Source organism: Sporosarcina sp. So3-204, assembly GCF_058068165.1.
The window spans coordinates 3,587,327-3,603,571 of the sequence record NZ_CM176485.1; the positions used below are offsets into that span (position 1 = coordinate 3,587,327).

Annotated in this window: 16 protein-coding genes; 2 read left to right on the top strand and 14 right to left on the bottom strand. The window is 39.3% G+C overall.

The genetic code is table 11. From position 1 onward, the window contains the following. Nucleotide 1: 1 nt before the first annotated feature. The 8 genes from ispF to AC3RV6_RS17775 all read right to left on the bottom strand — a co-directional run bounded on the left by ispF (nucleotide 2) and on the right by AC3RV6_RS17775 (nucleotide 8,744). Nucleotides 2-478: a 2-C-methyl-D-erythritol 2,4-cyclodiphosphate synthase gene (ispF, locus tag AC3RV6_RS17740; protein ID WP_489747278.1), complete on the bottom strand. Its 477-nt coding sequence runs from the start codon at nucleotides 476-478 to the stop codon at nucleotides 2-4. Beyond that, nucleotides 475-1,170 carry a 2-C-methyl-D-erythritol 4-phosphate cytidylyltransferase gene (gene ispD, locus AC3RV6_RS17745; protein WP_489747279.1) on the bottom strand — a complete coding sequence of 232 codons (696 nt, stop codon included), beginning with the start codon at nucleotides 1,168-1,170 and terminating at the stop codon, nucleotides 475-477. Before ispD ends, ispF begins: the two co-directional genes overlap by 4 nt. A gap of 51 nt (nucleotides 1,171-1,221) precedes the next feature. Then, complete coding sequence (locus tag AC3RV6_RS17750) at nucleotides 1,222-2,334, bottom strand: PIN/TRAM domain-containing protein (protein ID WP_489747280.1); 1,113 nt, start codon at nucleotides 2,332-2,334, stop codon at nucleotides 1,222-1,224. A 181-nt stretch (nucleotides 2,335-2,515) separates the two neighbouring features. Next, nucleotides 2,516-3,892: a DNA repair protein RadA gene (gene radA / locus AC3RV6_RS17755; RefSeq protein WP_489747281.1), complete on the bottom strand. Its 1,377-nt coding sequence runs from the start codon at nucleotides 3,890-3,892 to the stop codon at nucleotides 2,516-2,518. 73 nt (nucleotides 3,893-3,965) lie between these two features. Next, nucleotides 3,966-6,419 (bottom strand): ATP-dependent Clp protease ATP-binding subunit, encoded by a 2,454-nt coding sequence (locus AC3RV6_RS17760; RefSeq protein WP_489747282.1) that lies wholly within the window; start codon nucleotides 6,417-6,419, stop codon nucleotides 3,966-3,968. 188 nt (nucleotides 6,420-6,607) lie between these two features. Continuing rightward, nucleotides 6,608-7,699: a protein-arginine kinase McsB gene (gene mcsB / locus AC3RV6_RS17765; protein WP_489747283.1), complete on the bottom strand. Its 1,092-nt coding sequence runs from the start codon at nucleotides 7,697-7,699 to the stop codon at nucleotides 6,608-6,610. Further along, nucleotides 7,689-8,243 carry a UvrB/UvrC motif-containing protein gene (locus tag AC3RV6_RS17770; RefSeq protein ID WP_489747284.1) on the bottom strand — a complete coding sequence of 185 codons (555 nt, stop codon included), beginning with the start codon at nucleotides 8,241-8,243 and terminating at the stop codon, nucleotides 7,689-7,691. Before AC3RV6_RS17770 ends, mcsB begins: the two co-directional genes overlap by 11 nt. A 30-nt stretch (nucleotides 8,244-8,273) precedes the next feature. Then, a complete protein-coding gene (locus AC3RV6_RS17775) occupies nucleotides 8,274-8,744 on the bottom strand; it encodes a CtsR family transcriptional regulator (protein ID WP_489747285.1) in 471 nt (156 codons plus the stop codon). A 242-nt stretch (nucleotides 8,745-8,986) separates the two neighbouring features. On the opposite strand from AC3RV6_RS17775, the gene AC3RV6_RS17780 reads away from it, so the two are divergent. Continuing rightward, nucleotides 8,987-9,568, top strand: a complete 582-nt coding sequence (locus tag AC3RV6_RS17780; RefSeq protein ID WP_489747286.1) for a GNAT family N-acetyltransferase — start codon at nucleotides 8,987-8,989, stop codon at nucleotides 9,566-9,568. A 51-nt stretch (nucleotides 9,569-9,619) separates the two neighbouring features. Here AC3RV6_RS17780 and AC3RV6_RS17785 read toward each other — a convergent pair whose 3' ends face one another. From AC3RV6_RS17785 to AC3RV6_RS17805, 5 genes are all read right to left on the bottom strand, one after another. After that, nucleotides 9,620-11,302, bottom strand: coding sequence for a hypothetical protein (locus tag AC3RV6_RS17785; protein WP_489747287.1), 1,683 nt, complete (start codon nucleotides 11,300-11,302; stop codon nucleotides 9,620-9,622). Nucleotides 11,303-11,581: 279 nt separating this feature from the next. Next, entirely contained in the window at nucleotides 11,582-12,586 is a 1,005-nt protein-coding gene (gene bioB, locus AC3RV6_RS17790) for a biotin synthase BioB (protein WP_489747288.1), read from the bottom strand. 1 nt (nucleotide 12,587) lies between these two features. Next, on the bottom strand, nucleotides 12,588-13,178 hold the full coding sequence (locus tag AC3RV6_RS17795; RefSeq protein ID WP_489747289.1) for a biotin transporter BioY: 591 nt from the start codon (nucleotides 13,176-13,178) through the stop codon (nucleotides 12,588-12,590). 179 nt (nucleotides 13,179-13,357) lie between these two features. Further along, nucleotides 13,358-13,543, bottom strand: coding sequence for a histidine kinase (locus AC3RV6_RS17800; RefSeq protein WP_489747290.1), 186 nt, complete (start codon nucleotides 13,541-13,543; stop codon nucleotides 13,358-13,360). 54 nt (nucleotides 13,544-13,597) lie between these two features. Next, complete coding sequence (locus AC3RV6_RS17805; protein WP_489747291.1) at nucleotides 13,598-14,017, bottom strand: hypothetical protein; 420 nt, start codon at nucleotides 14,015-14,017, stop codon at nucleotides 13,598-13,600. A gap of 398 nt (nucleotides 14,018-14,415) precedes the next feature. Between AC3RV6_RS17805 and rpoN the strand changes: the two genes are divergently transcribed. Then, the gene (gene rpoN, locus AC3RV6_RS17810; protein WP_489747292.1) at nucleotides 14,416-15,729 is read left to right on the top strand and encodes an RNA polymerase factor sigma-54; all 1,314 of its coding nucleotides are present in this window, start codon (nucleotides 14,416-14,418) and stop codon (nucleotides 15,727-15,729) included. Nucleotides 15,730-15,981: 252 nt separating this feature from the next. Here rpoN and AC3RV6_RS17815 read toward each other — a convergent pair whose 3' ends face one another. Beyond that, nucleotides 15,982-16,158, bottom strand: a complete 177-nt coding sequence (locus tag AC3RV6_RS17815; RefSeq protein ID WP_489747293.1) for a hypothetical protein — start codon at nucleotides 16,156-16,158, stop codon at nucleotides 15,982-15,984. Nucleotides 16,159-16,245: the final 87 nt, after the last annotated feature.

The following is a 16,245-nucleotide window of genomic DNA, read 5'->3' on the forward strand; positions in this document are numbered from 1 at the left end:
ATTATATTTTCTCTAGTAAAATTACAGCCATTGAAGCAATACCTTCTTCACGACCAGTAAACCCTAACTTCTCAGTTGTTGTTGCTTTTACATTCACCTGTGAAACATCCGCATTTAGCAACTTAGCAACCCGCTTCTGTATCTCACCAATATACGGTGCCATTTTCGGTTTTTGGGCGATTATCGTACAATCGATATTGCCGAGTTTATAGCCACGTGCCGTTACAATCTCCCAGATTTTCTCTAATAATATAGCAGAGTCCGCGTCTTTAAATGCTTGATCCGTATCCGGAAAATGGCGTCCGATATCTCCTTCACCAATCGCACCAAGTGCCGCATCAGTAATTGTATGTAAAAGAACATCAGCATCCGAGTGCCCAACTAAACCTTTTTCATGAGGGATTGTGATACCACCAATAATTAACGGTCTTCCCTCTTCAAATTCATGTACATCAAAACCTTGTCCTATTCGAATCATTTGTTTGCCTCCTGTCGCTGTCTTCTTAGATATATCTCTCCAAAAACCAGATCTTCCTGCGTTGTCATCTTAACATTGTCATATGAACTCTCAACAATGTGCACAGGATATCCAATTCGTTCTACAAGCATAGATTCATCCGTCCCCAAGAACCCGTCTTCATGGGCTTGGTCAGAGGCCTTTTTCAACACATCGTATTGGAACGCTTGTGGTGTTTGAACAATCCACAACGCATTGCGGTCTACTGTCTTTTCTACAATACCAAACGGTGCCAATTTCATCGTGTCTTTAGCCCGAACTGCCGCAATAGATGCGCCGTGCTCCACTGCAGCATTGACTAAACTCGTAATTACATTAACGCGAATAAAAGGTCTCGCAGCATCATGAACGAGAACAATCCCTTTTTCACCATGCGCTTTAATGCAGGCCTCAACGCTATGTTGACGCTCGCTTCCCCCATCCACAATTTCTTTTACCTTGGTAATTTGAAATTGCTTGATCATAGATTGGATTTCTAAACGTTCGGTTGGTTTCACAGCTATAATAATACCTTCACAAGCTGTATCTTCTTCAAATACTGTAAGCGTATGAATAAAAATCGGCATCTGCTCAAGCATTAGAAACAGTTTATTATGTCCCGCACCCATTCGCTGTCCACTTCCAGCTGCTGGTACCATTACTGTATAATTCAATCGCTATCTTCCTATTCTTTTTCATAGATAAGCAATTTAGCTATGATTTGATTAATTAGCACGCGCAGATTTTTCATTTTTAGGCTTCGCAAAAATCATTCGACCAGCAGACGTTTGCAGAACGCTCGTTACGACTACATCAATTGCATTCCCAATATGGTTTCGACCATCTTCAACAACAATCATTGTTCCATCATCCAAATATGCAACGCCTTGATTATGTTCTTTGCCGTCTTTAATAACGACTACATGCATGTCTTCTCCAGGAATAACAACAGGTTTAACTGCATTCGCCAAGTCATTAATATTAAGAACGAAGACACCATGAAGATCCGCTACTTTATTTAAATTAAAGTCATTGGTAACCACAAGTCCACCCATGTCCTTGGCAAGTCTGACGAGTTTTAAATCAACTTCTGCTACATCAACGAAGTCTTGATCTGTAATTAAAATCCCTGGTCCATCATCTGTTTGCAATCTTCTTAGTACATCAAGACCACGCCTACCTTTTGTTCTTTTCAACGTATCCGATGAATCTGCAATATGCTGAAGTTCCGTTAAAACAAACTGCGGAACAACCAAAACACCTTCCAGAAAACCAGTAGCAGATATATCCGCTATTCGTCCATCAATAATCACGCTTGTATCCAAAATTTTATATACTTTCCCTCTTGTTTCAGTAACTACTCCATCAATATCTTTCTTCTTAGGCCCAGAACTTTTAGCAGTTTGCATAGCCTCAATAATTTCAGCACGTTGTTTAAAACCAACCTGAAAGCCCAGATAACCAAGTATAACAAATAATATAATCGGTAAAACAGATAAAATAGGTGTAATAATCGGAAGTTCAATACTTCCAATTCCGAAACTAACAAGAAATGCCACAATTAATCCAACCATCAAGCCAATTGTACCAAATAATAAATCGAAAATGGGCGCTTTTAATAGACGGTCTTCCATCCACTTTATAAAATTCACAATTGGTAACGTCAGAAAGATACTCAAGAAAAAGAATAATACTGCACCTAGGATTGCAGAAACATAGGGATTATTAATAAATGGGTTTGCAGTAAAAGGAATAATCGCGAATAATAGCGGTAAAAATAAAACCCCTAGTGTTCCACCAATTAGCAGGAACGAAAGCTGAACTACTTTCTTTAACATTATGAACCACCACCTTTTTTTAATTATACATGTATTCCCTGAAACTCGCGCACTTTAACCTGTTCAAATAAATAAACTTAGTCTGAATGCTTACTTGAGCATACATAGTAGACGACTGAATCAAGATTAACGTTTCTTAAATCGCAATCTTTATTATACCTTGACCCAGCCGCCATAATTTTTATTCCTTTGTAAAAGCAATTTTTAAAGCATCACTAACAGTTTCTACACCCACAACTTTAATACCTTTTGGAAAATCCCAACCGCCAATGTTCGAGGACGGCACAATTGCGCGTTCAAAACCAAGTTTTGCGGCTTCAGTAACGCGCTGTTCTATTCGTGAAACGCGGCGCACTTCCCCAGTAAGACCAACTTCGCCAATAAAACAATCCGATAGCCCCGCTGCTGCATCACGGTAGCTAGAGACGATACTAACTAAGACCGCAAGATCAATTGCAGGTTCATCTAATTTAACGCCGCCGGCAACTTTAATATAAGCATCCTGCGCTTGCAGAAGCATACCCATGCGTTTTTCCAGAACAGCCATTAAAAGTGACACACGGTTCTGGTCCAAGCCCGTCGCCATTCTCTTAGGATAATTAAAACTAGACGGTGTGACAAGCGCTTGTATTTCAACAAGGATTGGCCTCGTTCCTTCCATGGACGCAACAACCGTAGAACCCGCCCCACCTTGTGAACGCTCACGCAAAAACAACTCCGACGGATTAAGAACTTCTTTTAATCCAGACTGCAACATTTCAAATATCGCAATTTCGTTTGTCGAGCCAAATCTATTTTTCACACTGCGCAAGATTCTATATGTGTGATGTCGTTCACCTTCAAAATAAAGAACAGTGTCTACCATATGTTCAAGTAAACGTGGACCTGCAATTTGACCGTCTTTTGTAACGTGTCCTACGAGAAAGATTGCGATATTTTGTGTTTTGGCGATACGCATTAATTCTGCCGTACATTCACGTACTTGCGTAATACTTCCAGGTGCAGATTTCACTTCTGGATGGTGAATTGTCTGGATTGAGTCAACAATTACGAAGCGTGGTTTTACTTCTTCAATTGTTAAATGAATTTGTTCTAAATCCGTTTCCGCATAAATATATAATTCATCTGACGTCACACCTAATCGTCCAGCACGCAGCTTCGTTTGGCGTATTGATTCTTCTCCTGAAATATAAAGAACTCGGTGCCCTTTATTCGCGAGCAAAGAAGATACTTGGAGGAGCAATGTAGACTTTCCAATACCCGGATCACCAGCTGTGAGAATAAGAGAACCCGGTACAATCCCACCACCTAGCACACGGTTTAATTCATCTAAATCTGTATCCACCCTTGGTTCATCTGCAATTTCTATTGAACTGATTGGCATCGCCTTTTGGCGTACATTTTCCGTATGTTGAAATGCACCGCGCGGACCTTTTCGCTCAACTTCAATTTCTTCGTTCATAGAATTCCATTCACCGCAACCCGGACAGCGTCCCATCCATTTAGGAGATTCATACCCGCAAGACTTACACATAAACTTAGATTTCCTTTTCGACATATGTACCTCCTAAGACGAAAAGGACAGCCCACTCGCACCAAAAATTGGCGGGTAGACTATCCTGTTCTTCTCTTTACTTTTCCGCTATTTGTTTTTCTTTTACTTCATCCGTCTGAACAACAAATTCGCCTTCTTCTACATCTACAGTTACTTTACCACCGACTAAAGCCGTTCCACTTAAGAGCTCCTCAGATAAACGGTCTTCAATATGCTTTTGAATAGCCCGACGAAGTGGTCGCGCTCCGTATTCTGGGTCATAGCCAATTTCAGCTATCTTTTCTTGAGCGGCATCTGTCAATATAAGTTCAATATCTTGCTCTTTAAGACGCTTAGATAATTCATTCGACATAAGAGATACAATCTTACGTAAATGCTCTTTTTCAAGTGAGTGAAATACAATCATTTCATCCACACGGTTTAAAAACTCTGGACGGAATGTTTTCTTCAACTCTTCAAGCATCTTCGATTTCATACCTTCGTAGTCATGATCACTGTCTTGTAAATTAAAGCCTACGTAACGATTTTGTCTAAGTGCTTGTGCACCAACGTTAGATGTCATAATCACGACTGTGTTTCTGAAATCGACTGTGCGACCTTTGGAATCCGTTAGTCTACCATCCTCAAGTACTTGAAGAAGAATATTAAAAACGTCCGGATGCGCTTTTTCTATTTCATCTAGAAGTATAACTGAATAAGGTTTACGTCTAACTTTCTCTGTTAACTGCCCACCGTCTTCATGTCCAACATATCCTGGTGGAGAACCGACAAGTCGAGATGTAGAGTGTTTTTCCATGTATTCCGACATGTCGACACGAATCATCGAATCTTCGTCTCCGAACATAGTCTCTGCAAGCGCACGTGCCAATTCTGTTTTCCCTACACCTGTAGGGCCTAAGAAGATGAATGAACCTATTGGACGCTTAGGATCTTTCAAGCCCGCTCTAGCACGCCTGATTGCCCGAGAAATAGCTGTAACAGCTTCAGCTTGCCCTATAACCCGCTCGTGAAGCGTGTCTTCCATTTTCAATAATTTAATTGATTCAGTTTCAGCAATTTTCGAAACCGGAATCCCCGTCCACATTGCGACTACTTCCGCAATATCATTGACAGTCACTTTCGACTCCGTTTTCCCTTGTTCTTCTTTCCAAGCAGACTTTGTCTTATCAAGTTCTTCTTTCATCTTTTGCTCAGAGTCGCGGAAAGAAGCTGCTTTCTCAAATTCTTGGCTTTGAACCGCAGCATTCTTTTCAGATCGTATTGCTTCAAGTTTCGATTCGAGCTCTTTCATATTAGGCGGTGTCGTATACGAACGTAAACGGACTTTAGAACCTGCCTCATCGATTAAATCTATCGCTTTGTCCGGAAGAAATCTGTCAGAAATATAACGATCAGACATTTTAGCAGCTGCTTCAATTGCCTCATCCGTAATAATTACGCGGTGATGCGCCTCATAACGGTCACGCAAACCGTGTAAAATCTGGATTGATTCTTCTACAGACGGCTCATCGACTTGGATTGGTTGAAAACGTCGTTCAAGCGCTGCATCTTTTTCGATATACTTACGGTATTCATCAATTGTCGTTGCACCAATACACTGAAGTTCGCCGCGTGCAAGAGATGGTTTCAATATATTAGAAGCATCAATTGCTCCTTCAGCTCCGCCTGCACCAATTAAAGTGTGAAGTTCATCTATAAATAAAATAACATTACCTGCGTTACGGATTTCTTCCATTACTTTCTTCATACGGTCTTCAAATTCACCGCGGTATTTCGTCCCCGCGACAACTGTACCCATATCAAGCGTCATTACTCTTTTATCACGTAAAATTTCCGGCACTTCATTGTTGACAACTTGTTGTGCAAGACCTTCAGCAATCGCTGTTTTACCAACACCTGGTTCACCGATTAGTACAGGGTTGTTTTTCGTACGACGCGCTAGTACTTCAATCACGCGAGTAATTTCTTTACTTCTTCCAATTACCGGATCCAGTAGACCTTCGCGGGCTACTTCAGTTAAATCTCGCGCAAGTCCGTCTAATGTAGGAGTTGCAGCTGATGTAGATGTTGTATTGCTACCAGCAGAGCTATCATTACTGCCAAGCAATTGAAGTACTTGTTGACGCGCTTTATTTAAACTAACGCCAGCATTACTTAACACACGTGCTGCGACGCCTTCACCCTCACGAATAAGCGCAAGTAGTATATGTTCTGTACCAATATATGAATGGCCTAATTTACGAGACTCATCAACTGAAAGTTCAATAACTTTTTTTGCACGAGGGGTATAGTGAACAATCGGTCCAACATCTTTTGTTCCAGAGCCGACTAATTTTTCAACACCTTCTTCAATTGTTGTAAAGTCAACTTCGATCGCCTCAAGCGCCTTAGCAGCAATGCCTCCGCCTTCGCGAATTAAACCAAGTAAAATATGCTCTGTTCCGATTGAATCGTGCTTCATACGGATTGCCTCTTCTTGAGCTAGTTGTAATACTTTTTGCGCGCGTTGTGTGAATCGATTAAACATCATATTCAGTCCTCTCCTTCTATCTATATATAATAAATTTCTTCATGATGCAGACCTAACTTTCAAAAAAAGATTCACTCTATACAATGTATTCAATTCATTCAATAAAAACCCTTCATTTACTGACTTTGACTATCTTTGACTTAACTATACTAAATAGCAGTACGTCATGCAAAAATGTTGCTCAATGCTCAATCATCAACTTCCTTTTCTGATAACGGGATTTCCTTAACGACAAGAAGTCTTTCACGAAAAAGTTTTGCTCGGAAAATATCTCTTTCTTCTTGGGATAATTCTGTTTCTGCATACTGTTGAAGAAAACCAGGCTGCATGAAAATCATTAATTCATTTAAAATAGAAACGTCTACATCTTTAATGATACCCAAGTCTATGCCAAGTCGAACATCCGATAAACAATGTGCTGCTTCTCCAGTTTGAAGTAAGCGTGAATAAACTAAAGTTCCCAAAGATCTAAATAACTTATTTTCTAATGCGACGCGTGATTTTAATAATAAACTTTCTCGTGACTTACGTTCATATGTGATTAATCGGGAAGTAATATTTTCAAGTTCTTTCAGAATTTCTTTTTCGGTTTTACCTAGTGTTACCTGATTCGACACTTGGTAAACATTGCCAAGCGCTTTGCTACCTTCACCATAACTACCACGTACAACCATGCCTAACCTAGAAATGGCTGGAATAATTCGTTCAATCTGTTTCGTAATTGTCAGTGCTGGCAAATGCATCATCACAGATGCACGCATGCCGGTTCCGGTATTTGAAGGACAACTCGTCAAGTAACCAAACTCTTCATCGAATGCGTAAGGTAGCTCTTTTTCTAATAAATCATCTACTTCGTTTGCTTTATCATATGCATCAGCTAACTGTAAGCCGGGGTAAATACACTGTATTCGAACGTGGTCTTCCTCATTCACCATAACGCTGACCGTCTCATCAGCTGACAACAAAACAGCACCATAACGGTCAGTATCGGTAAGCTGCGGACTCACTAAATGCTTCTCTATAAGCACTTCGCGTTCCAATGCAGGAAGTTCAGACATCTTCAAATAGGTATACGATGCCTCCTCAGAATAATCCATTAATGTTCCCGTAACCATTTTATCGACAGCTAACGCTTGTTCCTCTGAAGCAGCAATTGGAAAGTTATATCCTCGGAAGTTTCTAGCAAGCCGGATTCGAGTTGCCATCACAATGTCAGAGTGTTCACCGTGCGCTACCATCCAGCCGGTTACCGCATTTTGCATGAATTTTTCAATTGACATTGTCTTCCTCACCTCCTAGTACAAGTTGATTTTGAAGTTGATTTGCTTCATCACGTAAAACGGCAGCTTCTTCAAAACGCTCCTCATTAACAGCTTCTTGCATTTTCAAGCGAACCTCTTCTATATTACGCTTTATCGCGTATAACTCATTAAATGAAACAGGTATTTTACCCTTGTGTTTTGATTGACCATTATGCAATTTCCCAAAAACTTGAGGTAGTCTGTTGCGAAATGTCTCATAGCAGGTTGGACAACCAAATTTCCCTATATCTAAAAACTTATTAAAGGTTAATTTACAGCCAGCACATTCTAATTCAGGAACTGCTGAGTCTGTTTTTTGAGGCTGCGCTTGAAATGGATCCGTACCACTAAACCAATGCGATAAAAATTGTTGAATAGACAAAGGCTCGTGATTCGGATTAAAACTAAATGTCTCAGACTGAAATGCACATTTTTCACATAAATGGCGTTCAAATGATTCACCAATAAAGCCCTTCGTAATAGTGACCGTAGCAGGACGCTCCTTGCAATTTTCACAAATCATAAAATACCGCCTCACCGTAGTAGGATTATTTTAATCAAGTTGCTCATATATTAGCGTTAAAAGCATTGCTTCTAAAACGCGCGCACGAATTTCGTCACGATCAGAAAACTGTGGACGAATTGTTGTGCGGTCGATTGCTGCTAGCATAAGTTTAGATTCTCGTTCGGATATTACTTCTGCCTCCATCAACCTTAATACAACATCTTCGGCCATCGTGTGAGATGCACCTGCATTTAAACCAGATAAAACATGTTCAATTAATTCTTTGCATGAATTTGTGCGGACACGAAAAATACGGATATAACCGCCACCGCCTCTTTTGGATTCAACAGCATAGCCACGCTCAGCTGTGAACCTGGTATTAATGACATAATTAATTTGTGAGGGTACACATTGAAACATTTCAGCAACTTCATGCCTTTTAATTTCAACTGACCCATCCTGTTCATCTTCTATAATCTTCTTTAAATATCCTTCAATAATATCGGAAATACTTCGCATCTTCTCACCTCTTTCATTACGGGTGATTAGTCATTGACTTTGACTATCTTTGACTATATTCTACAGACGGGTAAACCAATTCGCAATTGATATGCACTCCTGCTTCTTTTGCTAATTTGTTTACTTTTCTATAATAGGGGGTATTAAAATATTAGCAGGATTTTTCCAGCGCTATTTTGTTCCTGTCTTAATTAAATCGAAACAAAAACGCCGGGCAAATCAATTATTGGAGGCAATAAGTTTTGAATTGGTATGAGAAGTTAAATGAGTACTTTCCTGTTGAAGAAATGAAGTCCAAGGAACATATGGAAGCTTTATTAAATGAGAAAAAGACAGTTTACAAAAAAGATGAAGGCCCAAATCATGTTTTAATGTATGTTGAATTTCAAAACTTCGTGTTTGTAGATTATTTATTCGTTTCAAAACAAGCAAGGGGCGAAGGTCTGGGGCATAAAATCCTGTCCAAATTAAAAGCCAAAAATAAACACATTCTTTTAGAAGTAGAACCAGTTGATTATGAAGATACAGATACAGAAAAACGACTCAAGTTTTATGCACGCGAAAACTTTTCACATGCGCAGCGTATTGACTTTAATCGTCGCTCACTCGCTACGGGCGAAAATACAGGTTTAGAAATTTTATATTGGTCACCTAACGACGCTGACGAAGAAGAAATATATGAAGCAATGACAAAAACTTACGACGAAATACACACATATAAAGATGAAACATTTTACGGTGAAAAGTATGAGCCGACAGATAAAGTACTCACCTTACAAACGGAACCCAAAAAAGATATACTAAAGCCTTTTTCTACATCATGAGCAAAAATGGACTTCCCAATACAACGGGAAGTCCATTTTTTCGGAATAAAACTATTCCATGCTCACATTCGTTAACTCTTTCACTGGTAGGAATAATTCTCCTGTTTCTAAATAAGTTAAAATGAGCTTGTCTCCTTCTTGAATATAAATCGCAAGAGGTTCCGTCTCAGATGAAACAAGGTAGTTTTGTCCATCGTCAGCAAGTACCGACACAAGTGTGTAATCACCCACACGCTCTTTAAAGATCCGCATAACAGTGAAAGCAGCCTTTGCCTCATCCGCATTCGAACTACCGTTCAAAGTGCTACCACCTCGTTGGAGAGCTACCTTATAAAGCTTTAATGATTCATTGGGTGTATTCCCATAAACTGATATTTCAGGGTTGGCAGCAGAAACGATAAAATAATTTTGCAGGAAGCCGTTTGAATCAAGAACCGGCGTCAACCAACTTGCCTCTCCGTAAAAGTTGTAAAGGACCGGCATTTCTCCTACCCATTTCTTTTCTATAAACTTCTTCTCAATAATTTGAAGTGCCCCTTGCGAATCCATATATGACTCTTCCAAATTACCTGTATAATAGGTTGCTTTTCCAGTTCGGCCATCTGTCAAAGCATAACCAAGCATTGAATCGACACCTTCTTTTGGACTCGTAAAGTCTGTGAAATAGAACATATGACCAGACTCATCAAAAACTGGGCTTACATTCGCTTCCGTTCCTTCATCAGAAGGCAACTTCACTTCTTTTTTTCCTACAATTGAATTCCAGAAACCATGAATATAATTACCAAAATAACTATTTTGCAAGCTTACCGCTTCTGGTGAAACTGCTCCATCTATGAATTCTGGTATATCTTTAAGCGCATATTTCTCAACTTTACCCGTATCCGAATCAACCGTCACAATACCTTGTACATCAAAACCATTTCTTCCCGTAATAAAGTCCCCATACGATCGAATATAAAATGGTTTTCCAGCATCATCGATTTCAAGCTGGACATCACCATAGAAGATGAGATTCGGCATCGCCATTCGTATATGACGCGTTACTTGTTTATGGAAGTACGAAGACGGTGTATAAGCCATTTCAGCCTTCACAAACTTCGGATTATCCGACGAATCAGTTGCGCTCATTGTAAAATAACCAGGCGTTGTCTTGCCGTTAAACCATTTAAAAAACCCTGAAAACTCAACTGGTGCGATGTAGACAAACTTATCGTCTACCTTTTGAATTTGCAAATGGCCAAGCTCATAATAACTTGTATTCGGCACTTGCCCGAATGCTTTTTTCATCTTATTACGCGCAAACTTCGGCGGCACACTTGCCGGCGTTTTTGTTTGATCAAATGCTGTAATTTCAACTTGCTGATCCATTTCCACTGCTTTGTATTTCTTGTTCGCATTAAATAGTGGTGCACTTAAAATATAGGCGCCAAAAATTAGCGTCACTAGAAATAAAACAATTTTCGTCTTCCGTTCAATGCCTTTAGATGCCAACGCACCAAGTAAAGTAACAATGATAAGTAAAACCCATAGCGAATTCCAGTTACGATCCATATGAGTCACGTAATAAAACGCAAATAGACCAATTGCAGCAACGACTGTGATTACAATAATTGCGGTCAATCTGTTAAATGATAAAGTGCCCTCTTCATCCTTCTTCCCCGGCATTAAAGGGACAATGATTATACTCGCAATTGCGCCTGCGATTAATGAAAATAGTAATAAGTTAATCATAATAACACTCTTTTCTATTCGTTAGATTTGGTCGTCTATCTAATAATACGACTCAGTTTCAATTTCGTTTCATTTTTATTTTTTAAATTTGTTTGAAGGGATAGTTCGAAAGTAATGATTTGCCGATATAATAGTAAAGCTCGTCGATATAACTGGTTAATTGTCCGATATATGAGCTACATGCGCTGATATAATCTCTTTTATGTCCGATATCCTGCACCAACTGTCCGATATAAAAAAATGGACTGCCTTTTTCATCCAAGGCAGTCCATTTTTTATTCAAATTAATATTGGTGCTCTATTTAATGGCTCCAAATCTACTTCAAACCCTAAATCTTCAAGCATTTCTCGGTCACGATCACTTTCTTGGCCAACAGTCGTTAAATAATCTCCTACGAAAACTGAATTTGCCGGGTACAAGCCTAGTGGTTGCAAGCTACGCAAGTTTACTTCTCGTCCACCCGAAATCCGTATTTCTTTTGTTGGATTAATGAATCTAAAGAGGCAAAGCACTTTCAAACTATAACGCGGATTTAATTCGTCCGTCCCCCCCAGCGGTGTACCGTCTACTGCATGCAAGAAATTTACTGGAATTGAATCTGCATCCATTGCATACAAGCTTCGAGCCATTGAAATAACATCTTGTTTAGTTTCACGCATCCCGATAATAACACCCGAACAAGGAGAAATGCCTGACTGCTTCACGATGTCTACAGTATTCACGCGGTCTTCATAAGTATGAGATGTTGTAATACTTTCATGATGCTCCGCCGACGTATTAATATTGTGGTTGTACCGATCGACGCCCGCCTCTTTTAAACGCTTCGCCTGTTCTGGTTTTAATAAACCAAGACAGGCACATACCGTCATATGTGAATGCTTTAATTTAATTTCCTTAACAGAATCAATAACAATATCAAGTTCACGATCCGCTGGTCCACGCCCACTTGCTACGATACAATACGTTCCAGCATTCACTGATACTGCACGCTCTGCACCTGCAACGATTTCATCTTTTTTCATCATGGAATACTTTTCAACAGGCGCTGTTGAAATAATCGACTGCGCACAGTAGCCACAGTTTTCAGGACATAACCCTGATTTCGTATTAATAATCATATTTAATTTAACTCTGTTGCCGTAATAATGCTTTCGCACCTTATAAGCCGCATGGAGAAGTGGTAGTAAATCTTCGTCGGGACTTTCCAATATCGAAAGTGCTTCCTCATCCGTTAAAATATGTCCTGCTAGTACTTGGTCCGCAATTTTTTCATAAACTGTCATGTTATTTCCTCACTTTCAATACTTTATACATTCTGTGACCAAACATACCCGCAAGAACGCCAAGCGCGATATCTTTCGGCAACGGCGGCAACATCCAAATCCAAGCAATTTTATACGTGAATACATCCGGAGCCGCTGCCCAAGCTTTGTAAGCAAAGTACATCCAATTTGTCCCGATTATATAATTGATTGCCGTCGCAATAAGCCCGGCCGATACATAAGCTTTTAAACTACTATTCTTTTCAACAATTTTCCCTGCAACATAAGCTACTAAAATAAAAGAAACTATGAATCCAAAAGTTGGGCTTAGAATAGCACCCGCACCGCCACTAAACTTTGAAAAAACAGGCGCACCCGCAAGCCCGATGCACATATACACCGTCATCGAAATTGCGCCAAGTCGACTCCCAAGAATCAATCCAGATAAAACAGCAAAAAATGTTTGCAAAGTAATTGGCACGCTACCCACAACGAGAAACGGAACGAACGCTGTAATATTCGCACCAATCATCATTAGCGACGCAAACATTGCACTATAAACAAGACTTAACGCACTCATACCAGTTCTTCTTTTCTCAACTACAGTCCCCATAAGTCACCTCAATATTTCATTTGTTACCTAATCATACAAAAAGAACACCATTTGAGTCAACCTATTTAAATAAAAGGTTAACACTAATTTATTTTCAATAAAAAAAGACCTTGTGCAGTAGTCATTTTAAGCGACTAGTGCACAAGGTACCATTTCAAGTTAGTATTCATTTATTAGCATTAATATTTTTCGCCTTCATTTTTAGGAAAAAGAAAGAACGAAATCACTCCGCTTAAAATCACTGCGCCAATTGTTATATAAATACGCGTTTGCTCAGGAACTTCCGTATGATCCCGGTTCAAAACAAACCAACTAGCCCAGCCAATAATAATCATAATCGGAATGACAAATTTAAAAGCTTTCATAACTTCCACCCTCATCACATTATAGTAGCTCTAGTCTACCATAATAATGAAATATCACCACGGTGAACGACCTCCACCGCATTGTTTACGGCAATTACAGCGACCTTGACATTGGCAGTGACCATGACCATGACCGTAACCATGACCGTGACCGTGGCCCATACCGCCCATTCCAGGCCCGTAACCAGGTCCCATTCCCATACCCGGATCCATAGCGCCGCCTACTTGCGGGCCATAACCAGGATATGCCGGCAATGTTTCTCCCATCATATTCTGCGTCGTTTCCGTATAGTAATGACGTGGAACCTCGACAATATGCTGACGATTCACGTTTACAATCGGGTGAACAACTGGAACTTCACGCGGCATAAACTCATCGTGGCAACGATACTGCGTTGGGCAAACAATCGGTTGCATCATGTTGTTATTACCCCATTGATTGTTCATATTATCATTATTCCATTGTTGCATCATAACTCTCACCTCCTCCATCTAGTACATGTGAAAAACTAGAAAGGATACGGGCTAGAGACTATAGGCACAATATTTTTTAAAGTTTTGGTTGTTCAATCAATTTCATAATTGGGTTTTATTGCTACTCCACCACAATATATAGTTGAGTTGAAGCGTTCTCAAACTATATATTGCGTCGTTGTAGCAGAATAAGGTCATTATGAAATTGATTCTGTTATAAAAGATTAAACTAGCGAAAAACGAGAATTACTTCCCCTTATCAAGCTGCGAGAAGATAGGTTCCCGTTTTATCTGAATATTCCTATTACGCATCGAAATTAAACGTTATTTGTGATATAGTAATAGAAATATTCTTGCGAGCGCTATCATTTAATTCAGTTTAAAAAGGAGGCGTATTCATGGAACTCGTACTTCAACAACGGCAAGAGCAAAGTCTATTAATGACGATGGAATTGAGGCAAGCCATTGAGCTGTTGCAATATACAAACTGTGAACTCGAACAATATATTCGACAACAGGAATTGGAAAACCCACTAATTGAACTAAAAGAAAAAGAACATATAAATACATTTGAAGAAAGAATTAGTTCACGACCCAGCTATTCCTCATCATCTGGAATGCCGGAAGAAGCAGTACGTAGCAATGACCGAAACATGCGTGATGAATTATTCGCGCTTGCAAAATTCACTTTTCCTGATGAAAAAACGCAGAAGCTATTGAAATTCCTCATTTTTAATTTAGATGAAAACGGCTATTCACCCGACTTCGAAGCGGATATAGAATATCCAATTAAATTCAGTGAGCTACAGATAGAAAAAGGAATTCACTTTCTTCAACAAATAGGACCAATTGGCATAGGCGCACGAAGTTTACAAGAATGCTTACTCTTACAAATCCAGTACTCCTATCCGGATAACAGTTTGGCCGAGACACTTGTGAAAAACCATCTAACGTTAATTGCAGACCGAAAATGGAACGACATCGCTAGCAAACTGAAAATACCGATGACTGAAGTGAAGCAAATACATGATTTCATATTGACGCTTAATCCGAGACCTTGCTCATTTGTTTCTGATTTTTCAACTGAATATATGACACCCGATATCGTTGTAGAATTGAAGGAAGACCAATTGATATTTTTCTTGAATGACGGTTATTTACCATCTATTCAATTGAATACAGAATACACGCACCATCTTAAAGCAAAAAACGATGTCTCCAAATACTTACAATCGCAGCAAAAGAACGTTCAGTGGTTACTTTCTAGTATTGAACAACGCCGTAATACTATCATTAAGATTGTTACAGTTTTACTTGATAAACAGAAATACTTTTTCACAAATGGATTTTCTTCATTACAACCGCTGACATTGAAGGAAGTAGCAGATGAAATTGAAATGCATGAATCTACTGTGAGTCGGGCGACTTCAAATAAAGTGATTCAAACACCACACGGCACTTATGAAATGCGCAATCTGTTTACATCCAAATTGGAGACGGCGGATGGCGATAGTATTTCCCAAACAAAAGTAAAGACTCTTTTGGAGAAGTTCATTGCACAGGAAAATAAGTTTAAGCCATATTCTGATCAAAAGATTGCAGAATACTTTAATACGGAACAAGGAATTTCCATTTCACGACGAACAATTAGTAAATACCGCGAAGAATTACGAATTCCCTCCTCTAGTAAACGGAAGGAAATTCAAATATAAAGCAGTAAGAGACCGTCCACCGTTATTTGAACTGGTAGGTTGGTCTCTACCATTTTAAGTATTTACATCTAATATGTTTTAGATTCTTTAGAGTACTGCTTAGATTACGTCGTAACTGTAAACCAACTAGAACTAATCGCACCGAGGCCTCCTAGTCAACTCTGTTTGAATCAACAAAAAGAGCCGACCAATTAGGACGACTCGCTTTGTGCTGCATATGAAGTAAAAAAATCATTTAGTTTTTTAGTTAAATTACTGGTAAGCGCGTGGCAATTCTTTATCTTCATCGTCCAACTTTTCATCTTCTTCTTCATCCTTTATGAATGAACTGAAGCTAGGTGCACCTTCACCGACCATTTTCAATGAAGCAATAAAATCCTCATCCTGTCTAAGCAACATTTCTTCCGGATCAACTGGTAATTTATACAAAACAATCAGCCTCCATTTCATATTATCAGTGTCTAGCTATACTAGAAAAGAGTAGTGAGTAGAGTAACATTCTAATCTGGTTCCGTG

What these genes read in the sequence shown, in the direction of transcription:
- ispF (WP_489747278.1), bottom strand. Translation starts at nt 478, where the DNA reads ATGATTCGAATAGGACAAGGTTTTGATGTACATGAATTTGAAGAGGGA.
- AC3RV6_RS17795 (WP_489747289.1), bottom strand. Translation starts at nt 13,178, where the DNA reads ATGGGGACTGTAGTTGAGAAAAGAAGAACTGGTATGAGTGCGTTAAGT.
- AC3RV6_RS17775 (WP_489747285.1), bottom strand. Translation starts at nt 8,744, where the DNA reads ATGCGAAGTATTTCCGATATTATTGAAGGATATTTAAAGAAGATTATA.
- AC3RV6_RS17805 (WP_489747291.1), bottom strand. Translation starts at nt 14,017, where the DNA reads ATGATGCAACAATGGAATAATGATAATATGAACAATCAATGGGGTAAT.
- bioB (WP_489747288.1), bottom strand. Translation starts at nt 12,586, where the DNA reads ATGACAGTTTATGAAAAAATTGCGGACCAAGTACTAGCAGGACATATT.
- AC3RV6_RS17750 (WP_489747280.1), bottom strand. Translation starts at nt 2,334, where the DNA reads ATGTTAAAGAAAGTAGTTCAGCTTTCGTTCCTGCTAATTGGTGGAACA.
- AC3RV6_RS17770 (WP_489747284.1), bottom strand. Translation starts at nt 8,243, where the DNA reads ATGATTTGTGAAAATTGCAAGGAGCGTCCTGCTACGGTCACTATTACG.
- AC3RV6_RS17800 (WP_489747290.1), bottom strand. Translation starts at nt 13,543, where the DNA reads ATGAAAGCTTTTAAATTTGTCATTCCGATTATGATTATTATTGGCTGG.
- AC3RV6_RS17760 (WP_489747282.1), bottom strand. Translation starts at nt 6,419, where the DNA reads ATGATGTTTAATCGATTCACACAACGCGCGCAAAAAGTATTACAACTA.
- AC3RV6_RS17785 (WP_489747287.1), bottom strand. Translation starts at nt 11,302, where the DNA reads ATGATTAACTTATTACTATTTTCATTAATCGCAGGCGCAATTGCGAGT.
- radA (WP_489747281.1), bottom strand. Translation starts at nt 3,892, where the DNA reads ATGTCGAAAAGGAAATCTAAGTTTATGTGTAAGTCTTGCGGGTATGAA.
- mcsB (WP_489747283.1), bottom strand. Translation starts at nt 7,699, where the DNA reads ATGTCAATTGAAAAATTCATGCAAAATGCGGTAACCGGCTGGATGGTA.
- rpoN (WP_489747292.1), top strand. Translation starts at nt 14,416, where the DNA reads ATGGAACTCGTACTTCAACAACGGCAAGAGCAAAGTCTATTAATGACG.